This window comes from Collinsella aerofaciens, from assembly GCF_018785245.1.
Lineage (GTDB): Bacteria > Actinomycetota > Coriobacteriia > Coriobacteriales > Coriobacteriaceae > Collinsella > Collinsella aerofaciens_AD.
In genome coordinates, this window is the sequence record NZ_WQPL01000005.1 from 25,709 (window position 1) to 41,849 (window position 16,141).

The window sequence follows — 16,141 nt, forward strand, 5'->3', positions numbered from 1 at the left end:
CTTCGCGCATATCGTGGAGTACGGCGAGGGCTTCTTGCGTCCTGCGGAGTGTGCCGGAAAGAAAACATACGGCGGCCCCTACGATGTCCAGTTTTCGGCGGATTGGCCGTTGGCTGAGGGTGGTGCTTGGGGCGACGTGCAAAAAACGGAGTTTTCAGCAGCCAAAAATTGATGTATAGGACCATAGGTGACGTTTGCGGTTCCTGTTGATGCTTTTGCACGACGATTGAGCTTTGGCGATGTTCATATATGGCTGGTTTCTCGCCGCATGCTATCTAGATGAGGCGAGTCATGAGAACTATCTACCTTTTGAAAGACTTTCGACACTGAAATCTTATCTCGCGATGCTGAATACTCGCAAAAATGCACGCTCCGGAGGGTACTACCCTGTTACGGCTAGAAATCCTTGCACCGTTTTATGCAATTAATTAACGCATTTATGCAAAATGGCTTACGTGCGTACGTCTCGGGGCAGATGTTTGCCTCGGCGCTGCGTAAGTCATCCTGTCTATAGTGTCTTTGACTTGCGGCCGCGGTCCCGTTTGGGAACGCGGTTGTTTTGTTGTGGGTCAAATATGAACGTTGTGTTAATGAGTCGGTGGACGGTGGTGTTTTTCGGTGAGCGGCGTATCCTTCCAACGGTTTATCTAGTGTGTCAGTTGAAAAGGAAGAGGGCGCTCGTCATTGTTTGAATGTGAACTGCCGTTTGACCACAAGACGTTGCATCTGGAGCTCGAGGATAAGAACTTCGCGGGTGTGATGGAAGGTCATCAAAACGAGTTTAAGACCACGAAATCGCAGGAAGAGCTGGTAGAGGAGTCGCTTGCCAACCCTTATGGCTCGCCGTCGCTCGAGGAGCTTTGTGCTGGCAAGAAGGATATCGTCATTATTAGCTCCGATCATACGCGCCCCGTTCCCTCGCGTGTGACGATGCCTATTCTGCTGCATCACATCCATTCCGCTGCGCCCGAGGCTCGAGTGCGTATTTTGGTTGCTACGGGTATGCACCGTCCGTCGACGCACGAGGAACTCGTCAACAAGTATGGCGAGGAGATTGTTGCCAACGAGGAAATCGTTATGCATGTCGCGACTGACGACAGCATGATGAAAAAGATCGGCACCCTGCCTTCTGGTGGCGAGTGCATCATCAACAAGATTGCCGCCGATTGCGATCTGCTGCTTGCCGAGGGCTTCATTGAGCCGCATTTCTTTGCCGGTTTCTCTGGTAGCCGCAAGTCCGTCCTGCCTGGCGTCGCCAGCTACAAGACCATCATGTACAACCACAACGGTCAGTTTGTGAATGATTCCCACTCGCGTGCCGGCAACCTGTGCCACAACCACGTGAGCGAGGACATGTTTGCCGCCGCCGAGATGGCTCACCTTGCCTTTGTGCTTAACGTGGTGCTCAACGGCAAGCACGAGGTCATCGGTTCTTTTGCCGGCGATATCCATAAGGCGCACGAGGCTGGCTGCGAGTTCGTGAAGAGCCTTGCCGGCGTTGAGCCCGTCGAGTGCGAGATTGCCATCACCACCAACGGCGGTTACCCGCTCGATCAGAACATCTACCAGGCCGTGAAGGGCATGTGCTCTGCCGAGGCCACGCTTCCCGAGGGCGGTGTGATCATCGACGTTGCCGGTTGCGCTGACGGTCACGGTGGCGAGGGCTTCTATCACAACATCGCCGACAACGATCCGGCAGAGTTTGAGCGTGCCTGCATCGATCGTCCCAAGGACGAGACCCTGCCCGACCAGTGGACGAGCCAGATTTTCGCCCGCATCCTGGCGCATCACCCTGTGATCATGGTTACCGACCTGTGCGATCACCAGATGATCAAGGATATGCACATGACGCCGGTCAACACCCTCGATGAGGCGCTCAAGCTCGCCTTTGAGATGAAGGGTGCCGATGCCAAGGTGGCCGTCATTCCCGATGGCCTTGGCGTTGTCGTCGCTCAGCACTAGTACGCGGCCTAAACGAATCGTTTATAACCGACAAGAAAGATAAGGTTTTATGCTTACCAAACTCCTCTGCGAATTCGGCGCAACGGCCCTCATGATCATCTTTGGCGTGGGCGTGCACTGCGATACCGTGCTCAAGGGCACCAAGTATCAGGGCTCCGGCCACATGTTTGCCATCACCACTTGGTCTTTTGGCATCTCGGTCTGCCTGTTTGTCTTTGGCGGCGCCGTGTGCATGAACCCCGCCATGGTGCTTGCCCAGTGCATCGTCGGTCTGGTGCCGTGGGGCAGCTGCATTCCCTTCATGATTGCCGATATGCTCGGCGGCTTTGTGGGCGCCGTAATCGCTTGGCTTATGTATGCCGATGAGTTCAAGGCTTCCGAGGGCGTCGTCGATCCTATTGCCCAGCGCAACATCTTCTCGACCAACCCTACTACCGAGGGCACGAACTATGCCCGTAACTTCTTCTGCGAGGCTATCTGCACCTTTGTGTTCATCAGCGCCATCCTTGCTGCCGCTAGCCGCGCTGGTGAGAACGTTCTGATGCTCGCTATCTGCGTCGGCCTGATCGTTTGGGCCGTTGGCATGGGCATGGGCGGCATCACCGGCTTCGCCATGAACCAGGCTCGTGACCTTGGTCCTCGTATGGCCTATCAGGTGCTGCCGATCAAGAACAAGGCCGACAACAACTGGAAGTACGGCCTGCTCGTTCCTGGCATCGCTCCGTTTGTCGGTGCCGCTCTGGCTGCGCTGTTCGTGCACGGTTTCTTGGGCATGTTCTAGTCTGAGGCTACATAGGTTGTCCGCCGTCCGCATGGGGTAACTTCCCAGCGCGTCCTCGGACATGAAAGAACCCCCGCTGCGCACTTCGTGCGGCGGGGGTTCTTTCGTCCTGCGGAGTGCGCTGGGAAGTTACCCCATGCGGACGGCTGCGGGGTCTTTGTTGCGTTCGAACAAGCAACCAACATATATATCTGAATTTGGATGGGAGGGGCTTGTTGCTGGTAGGGGCGTTGGACTGCTGTTGGCACCTTGGGAAGGGATGGTTACTTAGCCGAAGAGAGGCTTAATGGCTGAGAGGTAGTCTTTGGCTACTTCGGCCTTATCTGCTTGGAAGTTGTGCCAGGCCCACCATTGGACCATTCCTACGAAGCTTGAGGCTATGTGGTGTAGTAAGAAGCTGCGGTCCATGGTGCCGGCGGGGCCGTTTGGGTCGGTAGGGACGGTTTCGGCTGCTCGGGACATTATGGTTTTGCGTAAGCAGTCGGCGAAGACGCGCGAGCCGGCTCCGGCTACGAGGGCTCGAACGCCCTGACGGCGTTCCCAGAGGTTGTTGAGGATATGCTCGACTTGCACGAGTGGGTCGTCGAGCGGCGTACCATCGTCGTCGAGGGCGTGGGTGCAGATGTCGTTCACGAGCTCGGACAGTAGGTCGTCTTTGCTCTTGAAGAGGCCGTAGAACGTGGCCCGACCAACATGGGCACGAGCGATGATATCGCCGACGGTAATCTTGCCGTAATCCTCTTCGCGTAGCAGCTCGGAGAACGCTGCAACGATGGCAGCGCGGCTTTTTTCTTTGCGGGCATCCATGGCTATGCATCCACGTCAACGAGTAGACAACGGAGCGTGCCGGAGCAACCCTCGTAGGGGCGCTTGCCGGCGCCGTAGCCGACGGCCTCGATGTGGTAGCGTGCCGGCAGGTGCTCGGACGTGCGCAGCGCGGTGACGATGGCGGCGCCCGTGGGCGTCACGAGCTCGCCAGCGACCGGTGCGGGCGTGAGGGCGATATTGCCCGCCTGGCACAGGTTGACGACAGCGGGGACGGGAATGGGCATAAGGCCGTGGGCGCAGCGAATGGTTCCGTGGCCTTCGGAGAGCGACTCGACCACGATGTCCTCAATACCTAGGTCATCGAGGCAGATGGCGACAGAGCAGACGTCGACGATGGAATCGACGGCGCCTACCTCGTGGAACATGACGGTCTCGGGCGTTTTGCCGTGGGCCTTTGCCTCGGCGGCGGCGAGCGCGGTAAAGATGGCGAGCGCACGACGCTTGGCGCCATCGCTTAGCTGCGAGCCGTCGATGATAGCGGTGACGTCCGCCAAAGAACGGTGGTGATGGTGGTGGACGTGATGGTGACCCTCGTGGCCATGGCCGTGGGTCTCATGATCATGCTCATGGCAGTGCTCATGCTCGTCATGGTCATGATGGTGGTGCTCGTGCTCGTGCGTGTGCTCGGCAGCTGCTTCGTTGCCGTAGAGCCATGCCATGTCGTGGTCGTGGTTCTCGAGCTCTTCTGCCAGCTGAACGTCGAAATCGCAGGCGTCGATGCCATGCTTGTTTACGCGCGTGACGGCGATCGTAAAGCCGTCGACCGGCAGTGTGGCGAGCTGTTCGCGCAGGTGCTCCTCGCTGGCGCCTAGGTCGAGCAGGGCCGCGACGGTCATATCGCCGCTGATGCCCGAGGTGCCGTCGATGATAAGCGTGTGCTGATGATTGGACATGGAATGCTCCTTAGCGGGCGCGGGGTGTGCCGGCGCTCAGATGATTGATAAGACTTGCCTGGTAAGCGGCGCCAAAGCCGTTGTCGATATTGACGACCGATACGCCGCTGGCACAGGAATTGAGCATGGCGAGCAGTGCGGCTACGCCACCAAAACTTGCGCCGTAGCCCACGCTGGTGGGAACGGCGATGACCGGACAGCTCACCAGACCGCCGATAACGCTCGCCAACGCGCCCTCCATGCCGGCGATGGCGATGACCACCTGTGCCTGGGCAAGTTCCTCGGCATGCGCGAGTAGGCGGTGCAGGCCGGCGACGCCTACGTCGTAGAGGCGGTCGACCTCGTTGCCATAGAACTCGGCCGTCAACGCGGCTTCCTCGGCGACGGGCAGGTCGCTCGTGCCGGCGCAGGCGACGACGATGCGTCCGTTGCCGGTAGGGGAGGGCTTGCCGCCCACGAGGGCGAGCTGCGCGTCCGGGACATATCCCAGGTCGATGCCGTTGCCGAGGAACTCCGAGGTGCGGGCTGCCTTTTCGGCATCCAGGCGCGTGACCAGGATGCGCTCCTGGCCGGCATCGCGCAGCGCTTCGATAATGGCGGCAATTTGCTCGGCGGTTTTACCGGCACCGTAGACAACCTCGCCGGCTCCCTGGCGCACTCCGCGCGAAAGATCGAGCTGTGCAAAGCCCAGGTCGGCGGTCGGCGCCGTCTGGATGCGCGTGAGGGCATCGGCCGGCGTAATGCTTCCGTCTGCCACGTCACTTAGCAATTGCTCAAGATCTCGTTTGTCCATATAAGTTCCCTTCGACGCAGAAAAGTTTAGCACGCGAAGGGTTGTTTCCGAACATTAGAGCATAATTGTTCGGAAATCTGATATGTCAGATTAGATGAAGTTGTGAAGCAAACTGACTAGTCACGCAGGATGATGTCCATGGCGAGCATCAGGTTGCGCTCGTCGATGGCAAACGGGGCGGCTTCGCGCGTCTTGGGCTTGGCGCAAAACGCGATGCCCGTGCCCGCGGCCTGAATCATGGGGATGTCGTTGGCGCCGTCGCCGATCGCGACGGTATGGGCCATATCGACACCGCACTCAACTGCCCAATCCAGCAGCTGGATGAGCTTGGACTCCTTGGTCACGATGTCTGCCGCCAGCTTACCGGTGAGTTTGCCGTCCACGACCTCCAGGCGGTTAGCGAGGCAAAAGTCGATGCCCGCGGCGGCCACGATCTTATCGGCGACCTCGTGAAAGCCGCCGCTTACCACGCCGACCTTCCAGCCCTTGCTGTGCGCCGAGCGCACAAGCTCCAGCGCGCCGGAGGTAAACGTCACGCGCTCAAAGGTGCGCTCGAACACGCTCTCGTCCAAGCCGGCAAGCAGCCCCACGCGCTCCTCGAGCGCCTGCTTAAAGTCCAGTTCGCCGCGCATGGCGCGCTCGGTGATCTGCGCTACCTGCTCGCCCACGCCGGCCTCCTCGCCCAACAGGTCGATAACCTCCTGGTTGATGAGCGTGGAGTCGATATCCATAACGATGAGGCGTGCGGTCATGAGGGGCCTTTCTGAGTGCAGTTGTATTGGGGCACATTGTCGCACGCCGCACGCCTGGGCGACGGTCACGGTGCGTCAATTGTTTCGTCTCCGTCAAGTCTTTGGGCAAGAGCTACTTTTCCGCGGTACATCGACGCGGGTGCGATAAGATAGAACGCCATGTCCGGCTGCGCGGTTTACGCAGGCTGGGCAAATCTGTACGACGCTGCCCGGAACGACACGGGGCGGCACAGATCCATAAAGGAGGATCACTGGTATGAGCCAGACCCGTCCCATCGATGAGCATTCCATGCACACCCGTACCTGCGGCGAGCTTCGCTTCGAGAACGTGGGTGAAGAGGTCACCCTCACCGGTTGGGTGAGCCGTCGCCGCGACCACGGCGGCCTTATTTTCTGCGACCTTCGCGACCGCGAGGGCATCACGCAGCTCACCTTCGACCCCGAGCACTCCGACGGCGATGCCTTTAAGATCGCCGAGACCATGCGTCCCGAGTGGCCCATCAAGATTCACGGCGTCGTGCGCGCCCGTGGCGAGGAGACCACCAACACCAAGCTCGCGACCGGCGAGATCGAGGTCCTGACCGACCACGCCGAGGTTCTCAACACGTCCGTCACCCCGCCGTTCCAGATCGAGGACGGCATCGAGACCAGCGAGGACACCCGCCTGCGCTACCGCTATCTGGATCTCCGCCGTCCCGAGATGATGGCCAACCTCAAGCTGCGCTCCGACTTCACCTTTGCCATTCGCGAGGCGCTGCACAACCGTGAGTTCATGGAGGTCGAGACGCCCTCCCTGTTTAAGTCCACGCCCGAGGGCGCCCGCGACTTCATCGTTCCCAGCCGCATCCAGCCGGGCAACTTCTACGCCCTGCCGCAGTCCCCGCAGCTTCTGAAGCAGCTGCTCATGGTTGGTGGCGTTGAGCGCTACTACCAGGTTGCCAAGTGCTTCCGCGACGAGGACCTGCGTGCCGACCGTCAGCCCGAGTTCACCCAGGTCGATATCGAGATGTCCTTCGTGGACCAGAACGATGTCATGAGCGCGCTCGAAGAGGTCCTGGCCGATGCCTTCGGCCGCATGGGTGTCGAGATGCCCACGCCGCTGCGTCGCATGGACTACTGGGAGGCCATGGACACCTATGGCTCCGACAAGCCCGATACCCGCTATGGCATGCACCTGGTCGACCTGACCGACATCTTCGCCAACTCCAAGTTCAAGGTCTTTGCGACTGCCGCAAACGAGGAGGGCTCTGTCGTCAAGGCCATCAACGCCAAGGGCGCCGGTGCCTGGGCACGTGCCAAGATCGATAAGCTCGCCGGCGTGGCCTCCACGTTTGGCGCCAAGGGTCTGGCCTGGATCGCTTTCCGCGAGGACGGCTCCATCAACAGCCCCATCGTCAAGTTCTTCTCGGACGAGGAGATGGCGGCTCTGCGCGAGCGCATGGATGTCGAGCCCGGCGACCTTGTGATGTTCGCCGCCGGCCCGCGCCTGCTCTCTGACGAGATCCTGGGCGGCATGCGTTCTCACATGGCCAATGCACTCGAGATCAAGCGCGAGGGCCACGACTTCCTGTGGGTCGTCAACTTCCCGCTGTTCCACTGGGACGAGGACCGCAAGGCTTACGCTGCCGAGCACCAGCCGTTCACTCTGCCGACCGAGACCGACATCGCCAAGATCGAGGCCGACCCGTTGGCAGCCGGTTCTTGCACCTACGACTTTGTCATGGACGGCTTTGAGGCCGGCGGCGGCGGTATGCGTATCCACAACGCCGAGATGCAGATGTCCATGCTCAAGCTCCAGGGCTTTACCGAGGAGCGTGCCGAGTCGCAGTTTGGCTTCCTCATGGAGGCCCTCAAGTTTGGTGCGCCCCCGATGGGCGGTTTCGCTTTGGGCCTGGACCGCGTGTGCATGCTGCTCACCGGTTCCGACTCCATCCGCGACGTAATGGCGTTCCCCAAGACGGCCAGCGGCTCCGACCTCATGTCGGGCGCTCCGAGTGCCGTTAGCGGCGCCCAGCTCAAGGACGTCAGCCTGCGCCTGATGTAGGCGAGCGGCTACATATTGCCTGCAACGAGGGAAGGACGCGTGCCTTCCCTCGTTTTTTATGCGTCGAGGTTGTGAGGGCATGGGGTGACCGGACGTCGCGGAAACTACGACCCGGAATTTGCGTCCAAAACGGGTCGCAGTTTCCCAAACAGGGTCCTTTTGGAAACTGCGACCCAGAATCCAGCCAAATAACGGGACGCGCTTTCCGGTCGAGCTTCTGGCGGGCTTCAACAAGCATCTAACGCTACAATAACTACCACGTGGCTGGGTTTGCCGGCCGAATGTGCGATGCCGCGGGAGGGGACATGGTCGAGTTTACGAAGACGATTAAAGATCCGTTGGGATTACATGCCCGCCCGGTTGCGCTGCTCTATGACATTATTGCCAAGCACCGTAGTGACGTGTCGGTTTCGATTGGTGACCGCTACACCGATGGCCGCGACGTTATAGGGCTCATGGCACTCTGCGGCGAATGTGGCGAAGACGTCGTGTTCCGCGTTTCGGGCGTGGATGAGGCCTCCTGCGTCACGTCGATCAGAAACCTCTCGCTTTAACCTCAACAATGTGACAAAGGGGCAGTCCCCTCTGTTGCATAAATTGGTATCAATAGGCACTGCAAAGAGACGGTCTTTGCGGTGCCTTTGTTTCGTATAGGAAACTTTTTCGAAATCTGAATGGGGACCCTTTCCAAAAAGTTAACCACGTGCTAGTTTACTAAAGCGAACATAGACGTGGTTAACTTTTATCGCGTCGATGTTGAGGACGAACCGACGTTAGGAGCTCACTCATGTCTTGCGGACCGCAGATGCCGGCCATGCCGCTTTCGATGGTGAAGGCGGGCGAAACCGTGCGCGTGTCTCGTGTAAAGGGCAATGAGGACATGAAACACCACCTCAAGGACCTCGGCTTTGTCGAGGGCAACGAAATCCACGTGGTGAGCTCGAGTGGTGCCAATATCATCGTCACGGTGCTGGGCGCACGCTTTGGCATCGATTCCAAGGTTGCCATGCACATCATGACCGTCGGTTAGTCAGCAGCATTTCATAAAAACCGAAAGGGGGATAAGAGGATGAAGACGTTGGGTGACGTTAAGGTGGGCGAGAGCTCTACCATCGTCAAGCTTCACGGTGAGGGTGCGCTTCGCCGCCACCTTATGGACTTGGGGCTCATCAAGGGCACTTCGTTCAAGGTCGTGAAGGTCGCGCCGCTCGGTGATCCGGTCGAGATCAACGTGCGCGGCTACGAGCTTTCCATCCGCAAGGAGGAGGCGGCCGTCGTCGAGGTCCAGTAAGGGCTTGCGACGTATATTTCTGCAGATAAAGTTAGGTTTTTCTAACTTAATGCAGCATCTTTGAAGCACATTATCCAGCCTGCGCGGAGAAAGCAGCGCAGGCACACAAGGAAGAAGGATTGAATGGCGGATTCTCAGATCCATGTCGCGCTGGCGGGTAACCCCAACTGCGGCAAGACCACGCTTTTCAACCTGATCACCGGCGCCAACGGCTACGTTGGCAACTGGCCCGGCGTCACGGTTGAGAAAAAGGAGGCCAAGCTCCTAAGCGACAAGAACGTTACCATCACGGACCTCCCCGGCATCTACTCGCTTTCCCCCTACAGCCCCGAGGAGCAATGCTCGCGCGATTATCTCATGAGCGGCGAGCCCGATGTAGTCGTCCAGGTGGTCGACGCCACCAACCTCGAGCGCAACCTGTACCTGGCGCTTCAGGTTATCGAGACCGGCCTGCCCGTGGTCGTTGCCCTCAACATGGCCGACTTGGTCGAGAAGAACGGCGACAAGATCGACACGGACAAGCTCTCCAAGAAGCTCGGCTGCCCGGTCATGATGATCTCGGCCCTTAAGAACAAGGGCATCAAGGAGCTGTTCGAGCAGGTCAAGAAGTCCGCTGCTTCCAAGGGCGAGGTGCCGGAGCACAAGTTCGACTCCTCCATCGAGGACGTTCTGGACCACATCGAGAACAACCTGCCGGCGAGCGTTCCCGCTAACAAGCGTCGCTATTACGCCGTCAAGCTGTTCGAGCGTGATGCAGACGCCTGCAAGCTCATCAACCTCACCAAGGAGAAGGCCGCTCGCGTGGAGGAGCTGGTCGCCCAGTGCGAGCAGGACTGCGACGACGATGCCGAGTCCATCATCACCGGTGAGCGCTATGGCGTCATCGCGCACATCATCGATGAGTGCCTCACCAAGGCCCCGGCCAAGATGAGCACCTCCGAGAAGATCGACCGTGTGGTTACCAACCGTATCCTGGGCTTGCCGATCTTTGTCGTCATCATGTTCTGCGTGTACTACATCGCCGTTTCTACCTTGGGCGGCACGGTGACCGACTTCACCAACGACCAGCTCTTTGGTACCGACGGTTGGTATGTGCTCGGCCAGGGCCGCGACGCCTACGATGAGGCTGTCGAGGCCGCGGGTGACGACGCTGACTCGGTCGACCCGGCGCAGTATGGCCCGTATGTTCCGGGTATTACCACCATGGTCCACGACGCGCTTGTGGCGGGTGGCACCGAGGACGGTGGCCTGGTCGATTCGCTCGTCTGTGACGGTATCGTCGGCGGCCTGGGCGCCATCTTCGGCTTTGTGCCGCAGATGTTCCTGCTTTTTGTGATGCTGTCCTTCCTGGAGGATTGCGGCTACATGGCCCGCGTCGCCTTTATCATGGACCGCGTGTTCCGCCGCTTTGGCCTGTCCGGTAAGTCGTTCATCCCCATGCTCGTGTCTTCGGGCTGCGGCGTCCCCGGCGTCATGGCTACCAAGACCATCGAGAACGAGAAGGACCGCCGCATGACGGTCATGACTACCACGTTCATCCCCTGTGGCGCTAAGCTGCCGATCATCGCCCTGCTCATGGGTTCCATCATCGGCGATTCTTCTACCACCGCGGCGTGGATCAGCCCGCTCTTCTACTTCCTGGGCGTCTTTGCCGTCATCGCCTCGGGCCTTATGCTCAAGAAGACCAAGCTCTTCGCCGGTCGCCCGACGCCGTTCGTTATGGAGCTTCCCGCCTACCACTTCCCGGCGATCCGCTCTTGGGCGCTGCACGTGTGGGAGCGCTGCTGGGCCTTTATCAAGAAGGCCGGCACGGTCATCTTCGCGTCCACTGTCGTGGTTTGGTTCCTGTCCAACTTTGGTAGCTACAACGGTTCCTTTGGCTTCCTGCCTGCGATGGACGGCATCCCCGAGGAGTTCATGGACTACTCCGTGCTCGCCATGCTGGGCAACCTGGTCGCTTGGATCTTCGCCCCGCTCGGCTTTAGCACCTGGCAGGCAACTGCACTGACCGTCTCTGGCCTCGTCGCCAAGGAGAACGTCGTCGCCACCGCCGGCTCGCTGCTGTCCGTCGCCGACGCGGGCGAGACCGACCCGAGCCTGTGGACCGCGTTTGCCGGCATGTTCCCCACCATGGGCGCTTGCGTTGCCTTCGGCGCCTTCAACCTGCTGTGCGCTCCGTGCTTTGCCGCCATTGGCACCATCCGCAACCAGATGGACTCTGGCAAGTGGACCGCGATTGCCATCGGCTACGAGTGCGCCTTCGCTTGGGTGATCGGCCTGTTCATCAACCAGTTCTACAACCTGCTTGTCCTTGGGCAGTTTGGTATCTGGACGGTTGTGGCCATTGTGCTGCTGGTTGCGATGCTCTTCCAGATTTTCCGTCCCATGCCCAAGCATGCATGGACCGACGAGGACGAGACCAACACTGCTTCCGCCGCAGTTTCCGCTTAAGTCTAAATTAGGATTAACCCCTTTCCATGAGCCCGGGTGTCCCAGCGACACTCGGGCTTTTTGGTGGGGGGGGGGAGATGTGGCGTTTCCGCAGATAAAACCGACCAAAATAAACCTGTCCCTTTTTGGTAGGTGGAGAATGGGGTAAAGTAAGTGGCGGTTAACTAGAGGAGGCTTGCTATGGCACCTATCGATATTGTTGTACTGGCTGTTATCGGTATTGCGTTTGTCGCGGTATGCGTGCGCATCTACCGCAAGGGTACCTGCGCCGACTGCGCTCAGGGTGGCGTTTGCACGGGGCATTGTTCCAACAAAAAGACGTGCGCCGCGCTTAAGGGCGTAGACAAAATCGCCGAAGACTTGGGCCGCGGTATTCATTAGTCGACCGGCGTTTGGGCATGTTTGACTACGGATACGGCAGTTGCTGATACGATAGGTACGTTAGCAACTGCCGCCGAGCGGCTCAAACGAAAGGAAGCCTGTATGGAGTCCTCCGCCTATCCGATGCTCTTTAGCCCGATCAAGGTCGGTACGACCGAGGTCAAGAACCGCGTCTTTATGCCGCCGGTGTCCACGAACCTGGCCGATCATGGCTATGTGACCGACGACTTGGTCGATCATTACCGTGCCCGTGCCAAGGGCGGCGTTGGCCTGATCATCACCGAGGTCGTGACGGTCGAGCCTACCTATACCTATCTGCCGGGTGACATGTGCTGCTACGACGACACGTTCATCCCCGGCTGGGAAAAGCTCGCCGCAGCCGTCCACGAGTATGGCTGCAAGATCATGCCGCAGCTCTTCCACCCGGCCTACATGGCCTTTAACATTCCGGGCACGCCGCGCCTGATCGCTCCGTCCTTCGTGGGACCGTCCTATGCCCGCGAGGCACCGCGTCCTATCACGGTCGATGAGATTCACGAGCTCACGCATCAGTTTGGCGACGCTGCCGTGCGTATGCAGAAGGCTGGCGTCGATGGCGTCGAGGTCCACGCAGCGCACGCCCACGGCATGCTCGGCGGCTTTTTGACCCCGCTCTATAACAAGCGTACCGATGAGTACGGCGGCTCGCTCGACGCTCGTATGCGCTTTCTGCTCGAGGTCATCGCCGAGATTCGCGAGCGCTGCGGCAAGGACTTTATCATCGACGTTCGCATCTCGGGCGATGAGTACACCGATGGCGGCCTGACCCTCAACGACATGATCTACGTCTCGCGTCGCCTGGAGAAGGCCGGCGTCGACATGATTCATGTGTCGGGCGGCACCACCATCAAGCGCGGCTCTGCGATTCCCGCCGCCGGCACGCAGCAGGCCTCGCACGCCGCCTGCTCGCGCGAGATCAAAAAGCACGTCAACATTCCTGTCGCCACGGTCGGCCGCATTAACGAGGCCTGGATCGCCGAGGAGCTGATCGAGGACGGCGCCGCCGACATCTGCATGATGGGCCGCGCCAATCTGTGCGATGCCGAGTTCTGCAACAAGGCCGCTGCCGGCAACGCCGACGACATCCGCCCCTGCATTGGCTGCCTGCGCTGCCTGAACGGCATTATGTTTGGCAAGCGCATCTCCTGCACCGTCAACCCGGACGTGGAGCGCGACGAGGCCGGCTACGAGCCTGCCGCCGAGGCCAAGAACGTACTGGTTGTGGGCGCCGGTCCCGCGGGCATGGAGGCGGCGTTCATTGCCGCCAAGCGCGGCCACAACGTGGTGCTCGTGGATAAGCAGGACGAGCCGGGCGGCGAGATGCGCATCGCAGCCGTTCCGCCGGCAAAGCAGGAGCTCACCCGCGTGATCAAGTATCAGTACCGTCGCCTGGCCGATGCGGGCGTAAAGTGCGTCTTTGGTACCGAGCTTTCGGCCGAGGACATTCAGCGTGACTACGCGGGCTACGAGGTCGTCCTGGCTTATGGCGCCGAGCCCATCGCTCCGGCCTTCATGCAGGGCTTTAAGCAGGTTATGACGGCCGACGACCTGCTGGGCGGCAAGGCTTTCCCGGGCAAGAAGATCGTCATCGTGGGCGGCGGCACCGTTGGCTGCGAGACGGCCGATTACCTGGCCCCGTTGGTCAATGACCTCTCGCCGGCCAATCGCGATGTCACCGTCATCGAGATGACCAAGACGCTCGCCGCCAACGAGGGCGGTGCCGGTCGCGCGGTGCTCATCACGCGCATGCTCTCCAAGGGCGTCCACGTGCTGACCGAGGCCAAGGTGACCGAGATTACCGAGGACACCATCAGTTACGAGAAGGACGGCGAGGTCCACACCATCACCGGTGCCGATACGCTGGTGCTTGCCATGGGCTATCGTCCCAATACCAAGCTGGCCGACGACCTTGCCGCCGCCGGTGTTGCCACCCACGTGCTGGGCGATGCCAACAAGTGCGGCAACATCCGCGACGCCATCGGCGATGGCTACAAGGTCGCCTGCGAGCTCTAATCAACCCCTTTGCGCCAATCGATTGCAAAAAGCGGCGGCTGCCCTGTGTGTTGGGCGGCCGCCGCTTGCGTTTTGCCAAAGAAAGATTATTGTCGGGCCCTAAATGCCTTTTGCTTCTGCTCCCTCCGCAATCATGTTGCGGTTATACACCAGGTGCAGATACATCGCGTCATGCGCGGCGGTGGGATTGCGCGAGGCGATGGCGTCGGCCACATCGCGGTGCGTGCGGATAGTTTCCTCGACGAGCTTTTTGCCGGTCACGTCGATAAAGAGGGGGACGGATGCCTTGAGCACGCCCATCAGGCGGGGAACGACGAGGTTTCCGCCATCCCAGGGTGGCTACATGGAGTAGCGCCCGTGCGCATCGATTCCATCTCATAGATGTGCGGCACAAAGGGCCCCGAGCTCACACGAGCTCGGGGCCCTTTTCGTCTGGATTGGGGACGCATAGCCGGACGAAAGCGTGTTGCGTTTGGCGTAAAACCATACGAAAGTGCAATTTGCGTCTTATTCCCGAACGTAAAACAGACGAAAACCGTTTACGTCTGCTTTAAATCCGTATGAAAACGGTTTTCGTCTTGCAGGGCAGTTACCGTTTCTACAGTTCAACTTCCAGTTCGGCTTTGTGTTCGTAGAGGTAGTCGCGCATGTAGGGGATGGCAAATGAGACCTTGCCGTACGAAGGAGCCTCGATAATCGATTCTCTTAACAGGCGGCTGCGGACGGAGCTCACCTGTTGAGGCGTTTTGTTTAGGGCATCGGCAACCATGCTGGTCGAGCTCGTCTGCCCCAAAGACGCCATGCTCAGCAGATAAGCGATGCACGTGGGCGGAATGCGCTGCAGCGCGGGCTCAATCACCATGGCGCAGAAGCGTTCGCGTGCCGTTGCAATGCCACGCTCGGCTTCTTCTTCTCCAATAATCGCTGTATGTGCGCGTCTTGCCAACTGCCATGCGTAGTATCCAACGAGTTGGATCATGAAAGGATAGCCTTGCGTTGCCTCGGCAAGTTGGCCGGCAATACCTGGCTGCAACTCCATGCCAGACGCTTCAATGGTTTCCTCGAGGGAGTACGACACTTCGGTTACTGCCACAGCCTTCAGATCAAAGGGGAGGGCACGGCGCAAAAACGTAAGTGTCTTTCCGTTGATGATGCTTTCAATCATCGAAGGCAGCCCAGCAAAAACAAAGGCGATATCAAGGTCTTCGCCGATAACCTGCTGAATCGCAATGGAGAGCGTTCGGACCTCATCGAGCTCTGCGTCTTGAACCTCGTCGAGAGTGATGAGCAGGCCATTTCCATTCTTGGATATTGTCTGTCTCATGGCGTCGCGTAGCGATGGGCCGATTCGCTCAATATCTATGCTGCCGATGGATATGCCAGCTACGGTGGGCTCAAATCTGGCGTGTTTGGCCTGGAATTTGGGCTGCAGCTGTTCGAGAATGCGCTGGCAAAGTCCCTCGGTTGCGACCTCTTTTATGACCGTCCAGCCACGGCTTTGCGCCAAACGTGAGCACTCGTCAAGGAGGACCGTCTTGCCCGTTCCACGGACGCCAGCTATGCGCATTAGGCGCCCCGGGGCACCAGGCCCGTTGGCGAGGCCTTCACTGAATTCTTCGAGTACATCTTCGCGGCCGATAATCGTGGGAGGTGTTTTACCTGCTGTGGGCTTAAAAGGGTTTGTTTGCATGTGAGCCACCTTTGCTTAAGATATAGCAAGATATAGCAAAGTATAGCAAGATATAGCAAAGTATAGTGAGATATAGCAAAGTAAGCGCTACTCGCGGGTTTTGCGGTGGTGCTATTTTCCAAATGCCGCGCGGATAAAGCGCTGGACGAACAGCTTGTTGGCAACTCACGAGGGCTCGGGGTGCCAATTTGGGGTGCAGTAGTGCTGTGCCGCGAATAGGGCC

Annotated in this window: 15 protein-coding genes; 9 read left to right on the forward strand and 6 right to left on the reverse strand. The window is 59.4% G+C overall.

The window, feature by feature from the left end; genetic code table 11:
- Window positions 1–684 precede the first annotated feature (684 nt).
- Both larA and larD read left to right on the forward strand, forming a co-directional pair.
- The gene (gene larA / locus GPK39_RS01050; RefSeq protein WP_215673444.1) at window positions 685–1,962 is read left to right on the forward strand and encodes a nickel-dependent lactate racemase; all 1,278 of its coding nucleotides are present in this window, start codon (window positions 685–687) and stop codon (window positions 1,960–1,962) included.
- A gap of 49 nt (window positions 1,963–2,011) precedes the next feature.
- Complete coding sequence (gene larD, locus GPK39_RS01055) at window positions 2,012–2,743, forward strand: D/L-lactic acid transporter LarD (RefSeq protein ID WP_215673445.1); 732 nt, start codon at window positions 2,012–2,014, stop codon at window positions 2,741–2,743.
- 267 nt (window positions 2,744–3,010) lie between these two features.
- Here the strand turns inward: larD and GPK39_RS01060 are convergent, their stop codons facing one another.
- The 4 genes from GPK39_RS01060 to serB form a co-directional block, all read right to left on the reverse strand.
- A complete protein-coding gene (locus tag GPK39_RS01060; RefSeq protein WP_215673446.1) occupies window positions 3,011–3,550 on the reverse strand; it encodes a TetR/AcrR family transcriptional regulator in 540 nt (179 codons plus the stop codon).
- A gap of 2 nt (window positions 3,551–3,552) precedes the next feature.
- Window positions 3,553–4,464, reverse strand: a complete 912-nt coding sequence (larC, locus tag GPK39_RS01065; RefSeq protein ID WP_215673447.1) for a nickel pincer cofactor biosynthesis protein LarC — start codon at window positions 4,462–4,464, stop codon at window positions 3,553–3,555.
- A gap of 10 nt (window positions 4,465–4,474) precedes the next feature.
- The gene (larB, locus tag GPK39_RS01070) at window positions 4,475–5,257 is read right to left on the reverse strand and encodes a nickel pincer cofactor biosynthesis protein LarB (protein WP_215673448.1); all 783 of its coding nucleotides are present in this window, start codon (window positions 5,255–5,257) and stop codon (window positions 4,475–4,477) included.
- 116 nt (window positions 5,258–5,373) lie between these two features.
- Entirely contained in the window at window positions 5,374–6,009 is a 636-nt protein-coding gene (gene serB, locus GPK39_RS01075; protein ID WP_215673449.1) for a phosphoserine phosphatase SerB, read from the reverse strand.
- Window positions 6,010–6,265: 256 nt separating this feature from the next.
- Between serB and aspS the strand changes: the two genes are divergently transcribed.
- The 7 genes from aspS (at window position 6,266) to GPK39_RS01110 (ending at window position 14,228) form a co-directional block, all read left to right on the forward strand.
- Window positions 6,266–8,053: an aspartate--tRNA ligase gene (gene aspS, locus GPK39_RS01080; RefSeq protein ID WP_215673450.1), complete on the forward strand. Its 1,788-nt coding sequence runs from the start codon at window positions 6,266–6,268 to the stop codon at window positions 8,051–8,053.
- 305 nt (window positions 8,054–8,358) lie between these two features.
- Entirely contained in the window at window positions 8,359–8,607 is a 249-nt protein-coding gene (locus GPK39_RS01085; RefSeq protein ID WP_040358817.1) for an HPr family phosphocarrier protein, read from the forward strand.
- A gap of 233 nt (window positions 8,608–8,840) precedes the next feature.
- Complete coding sequence (locus GPK39_RS01090) at window positions 8,841–9,083, forward strand: FeoA family protein (RefSeq protein WP_022094360.1); 243 nt, start codon at window positions 8,841–8,843, stop codon at window positions 9,081–9,083.
- A 39-nt stretch (window positions 9,084–9,122) separates the two neighbouring features.
- Window positions 9,123–9,344, forward strand: coding sequence for a FeoA family protein (locus tag GPK39_RS01095; RefSeq protein ID WP_006234774.1), 222 nt, complete (start codon window positions 9,123–9,125; stop codon window positions 9,342–9,344).
- Window positions 9,345–9,467: 123 nt separating this feature from the next.
- Window positions 9,468–11,795, forward strand: a complete 2,328-nt coding sequence (feoB, locus tag GPK39_RS01100; RefSeq protein WP_215673451.1) for a ferrous iron transporter B — start codon at window positions 9,468–9,470, stop codon at window positions 11,793–11,795.
- 180 nt (window positions 11,796–11,975) lie between these two features.
- Window positions 11,976–12,176 (forward strand): hypothetical protein, encoded by a 201-nt coding sequence (locus tag GPK39_RS01105; RefSeq protein WP_117634210.1) that lies wholly within the window; start codon window positions 11,976–11,978, stop codon window positions 12,174–12,176.
- A 102-nt stretch (window positions 12,177–12,278) separates the two neighbouring features.
- Window positions 12,279–14,228 (forward strand): NAD(P)/FAD-dependent oxidoreductase, encoded by a 1,950-nt coding sequence (locus GPK39_RS01110; protein WP_215673452.1) that lies wholly within the window; start codon window positions 12,279–12,281, stop codon window positions 14,226–14,228.
- Window positions 14,229–14,327: 99 nt separating this feature from the next.
- Here GPK39_RS01110 and GPK39_RS01115 read toward each other — a convergent pair whose 3' ends face one another.
- Window positions 14,328–14,528 carry an FCD domain-containing protein gene (locus GPK39_RS01115; RefSeq protein ID WP_215673453.1) on the reverse strand — a complete coding sequence of 67 codons (201 nt, stop codon included), beginning with the start codon at window positions 14,526–14,528 and terminating at the stop codon, window positions 14,328–14,330.
- Between the two features lie 298 nt (window positions 14,529–14,826).
- Window positions 14,827–15,918: an ATP-binding protein gene (locus GPK39_RS01120; RefSeq protein WP_215673454.1), complete on the reverse strand. Its 1,092-nt coding sequence runs from the start codon at window positions 15,916–15,918 to the stop codon at window positions 14,827–14,829.
- Window positions 15,919–16,141 lie beyond the last annotated feature (223 nt).

Bases quoted from the DNA above. Each gene is read 5' to 3' on its own strand.
- larD (WP_215673445.1), top strand. From the start codon at position 2,012: ATGCTTACCAAACTCCTCTGCGAATTCGGCGCAACGGCCCTCATGATC.
- GPK39_RS01060 (WP_215673446.1), bottom strand. From the start codon at position 3,550: ATGGATGCCCGCAAAGAAAAAAGCCGCGCTGCCATCGTTGCAGCGTTC.
- larC (WP_215673447.1), bottom strand. From the start codon at position 4,464: ATGTCCAATCATCAGCACACGCTTATCATCGACGGCACCTCGGGCATC.
- larB (WP_215673448.1), bottom strand. From the start codon at position 5,257: ATGGACAAACGAGATCTTGAGCAATTGCTAAGTGACGTGGCAGACGGA.
- serB (WP_215673449.1), bottom strand. From the start codon at position 6,009: ATGACCGCACGCCTCATCGTTATGGATATCGACTCCACGCTCATCAAC.
- aspS (WP_215673450.1), top strand. From the start codon at position 6,266: ATGAGCCAGACCCGTCCCATCGATGAGCATTCCATGCACACCCGTACC.
- GPK39_RS01085 (WP_040358817.1), top strand. From the start codon at position 8,359: ATGGTCGAGTTTACGAAGACGATTAAAGATCCGTTGGGATTACATGCC.
- GPK39_RS01090 (WP_022094360.1), top strand. From the start codon at position 8,841: ATGTCTTGCGGACCGCAGATGCCGGCCATGCCGCTTTCGATGGTGAAG.
- GPK39_RS01095 (WP_006234774.1), top strand. From the start codon at position 9,123: ATGAAGACGTTGGGTGACGTTAAGGTGGGCGAGAGCTCTACCATCGTC.
- feoB (WP_215673451.1), top strand. From the start codon at position 9,468: ATGGCGGATTCTCAGATCCATGTCGCGCTGGCGGGTAACCCCAACTGC.
- GPK39_RS01105 (WP_117634210.1), top strand. From the start codon at position 11,976: ATGGCACCTATCGATATTGTTGTACTGGCTGTTATCGGTATTGCGTTT.
- GPK39_RS01110 (WP_215673452.1), top strand. From the start codon at position 12,279: ATGGAGTCCTCCGCCTATCCGATGCTCTTTAGCCCGATCAAGGTCGGT.
- GPK39_RS01115 (WP_215673453.1), bottom strand. From the start codon at position 14,528: ATGGGCGTGCTCAAGGCATCCGTCCCCCTCTTTATCGACGTGACCGGC.
- GPK39_RS01120 (WP_215673454.1), bottom strand. From the start codon at position 15,918: ATGCAAACAAACCCTTTTAAGCCCACAGCAGGTAAAACACCTCCCACG.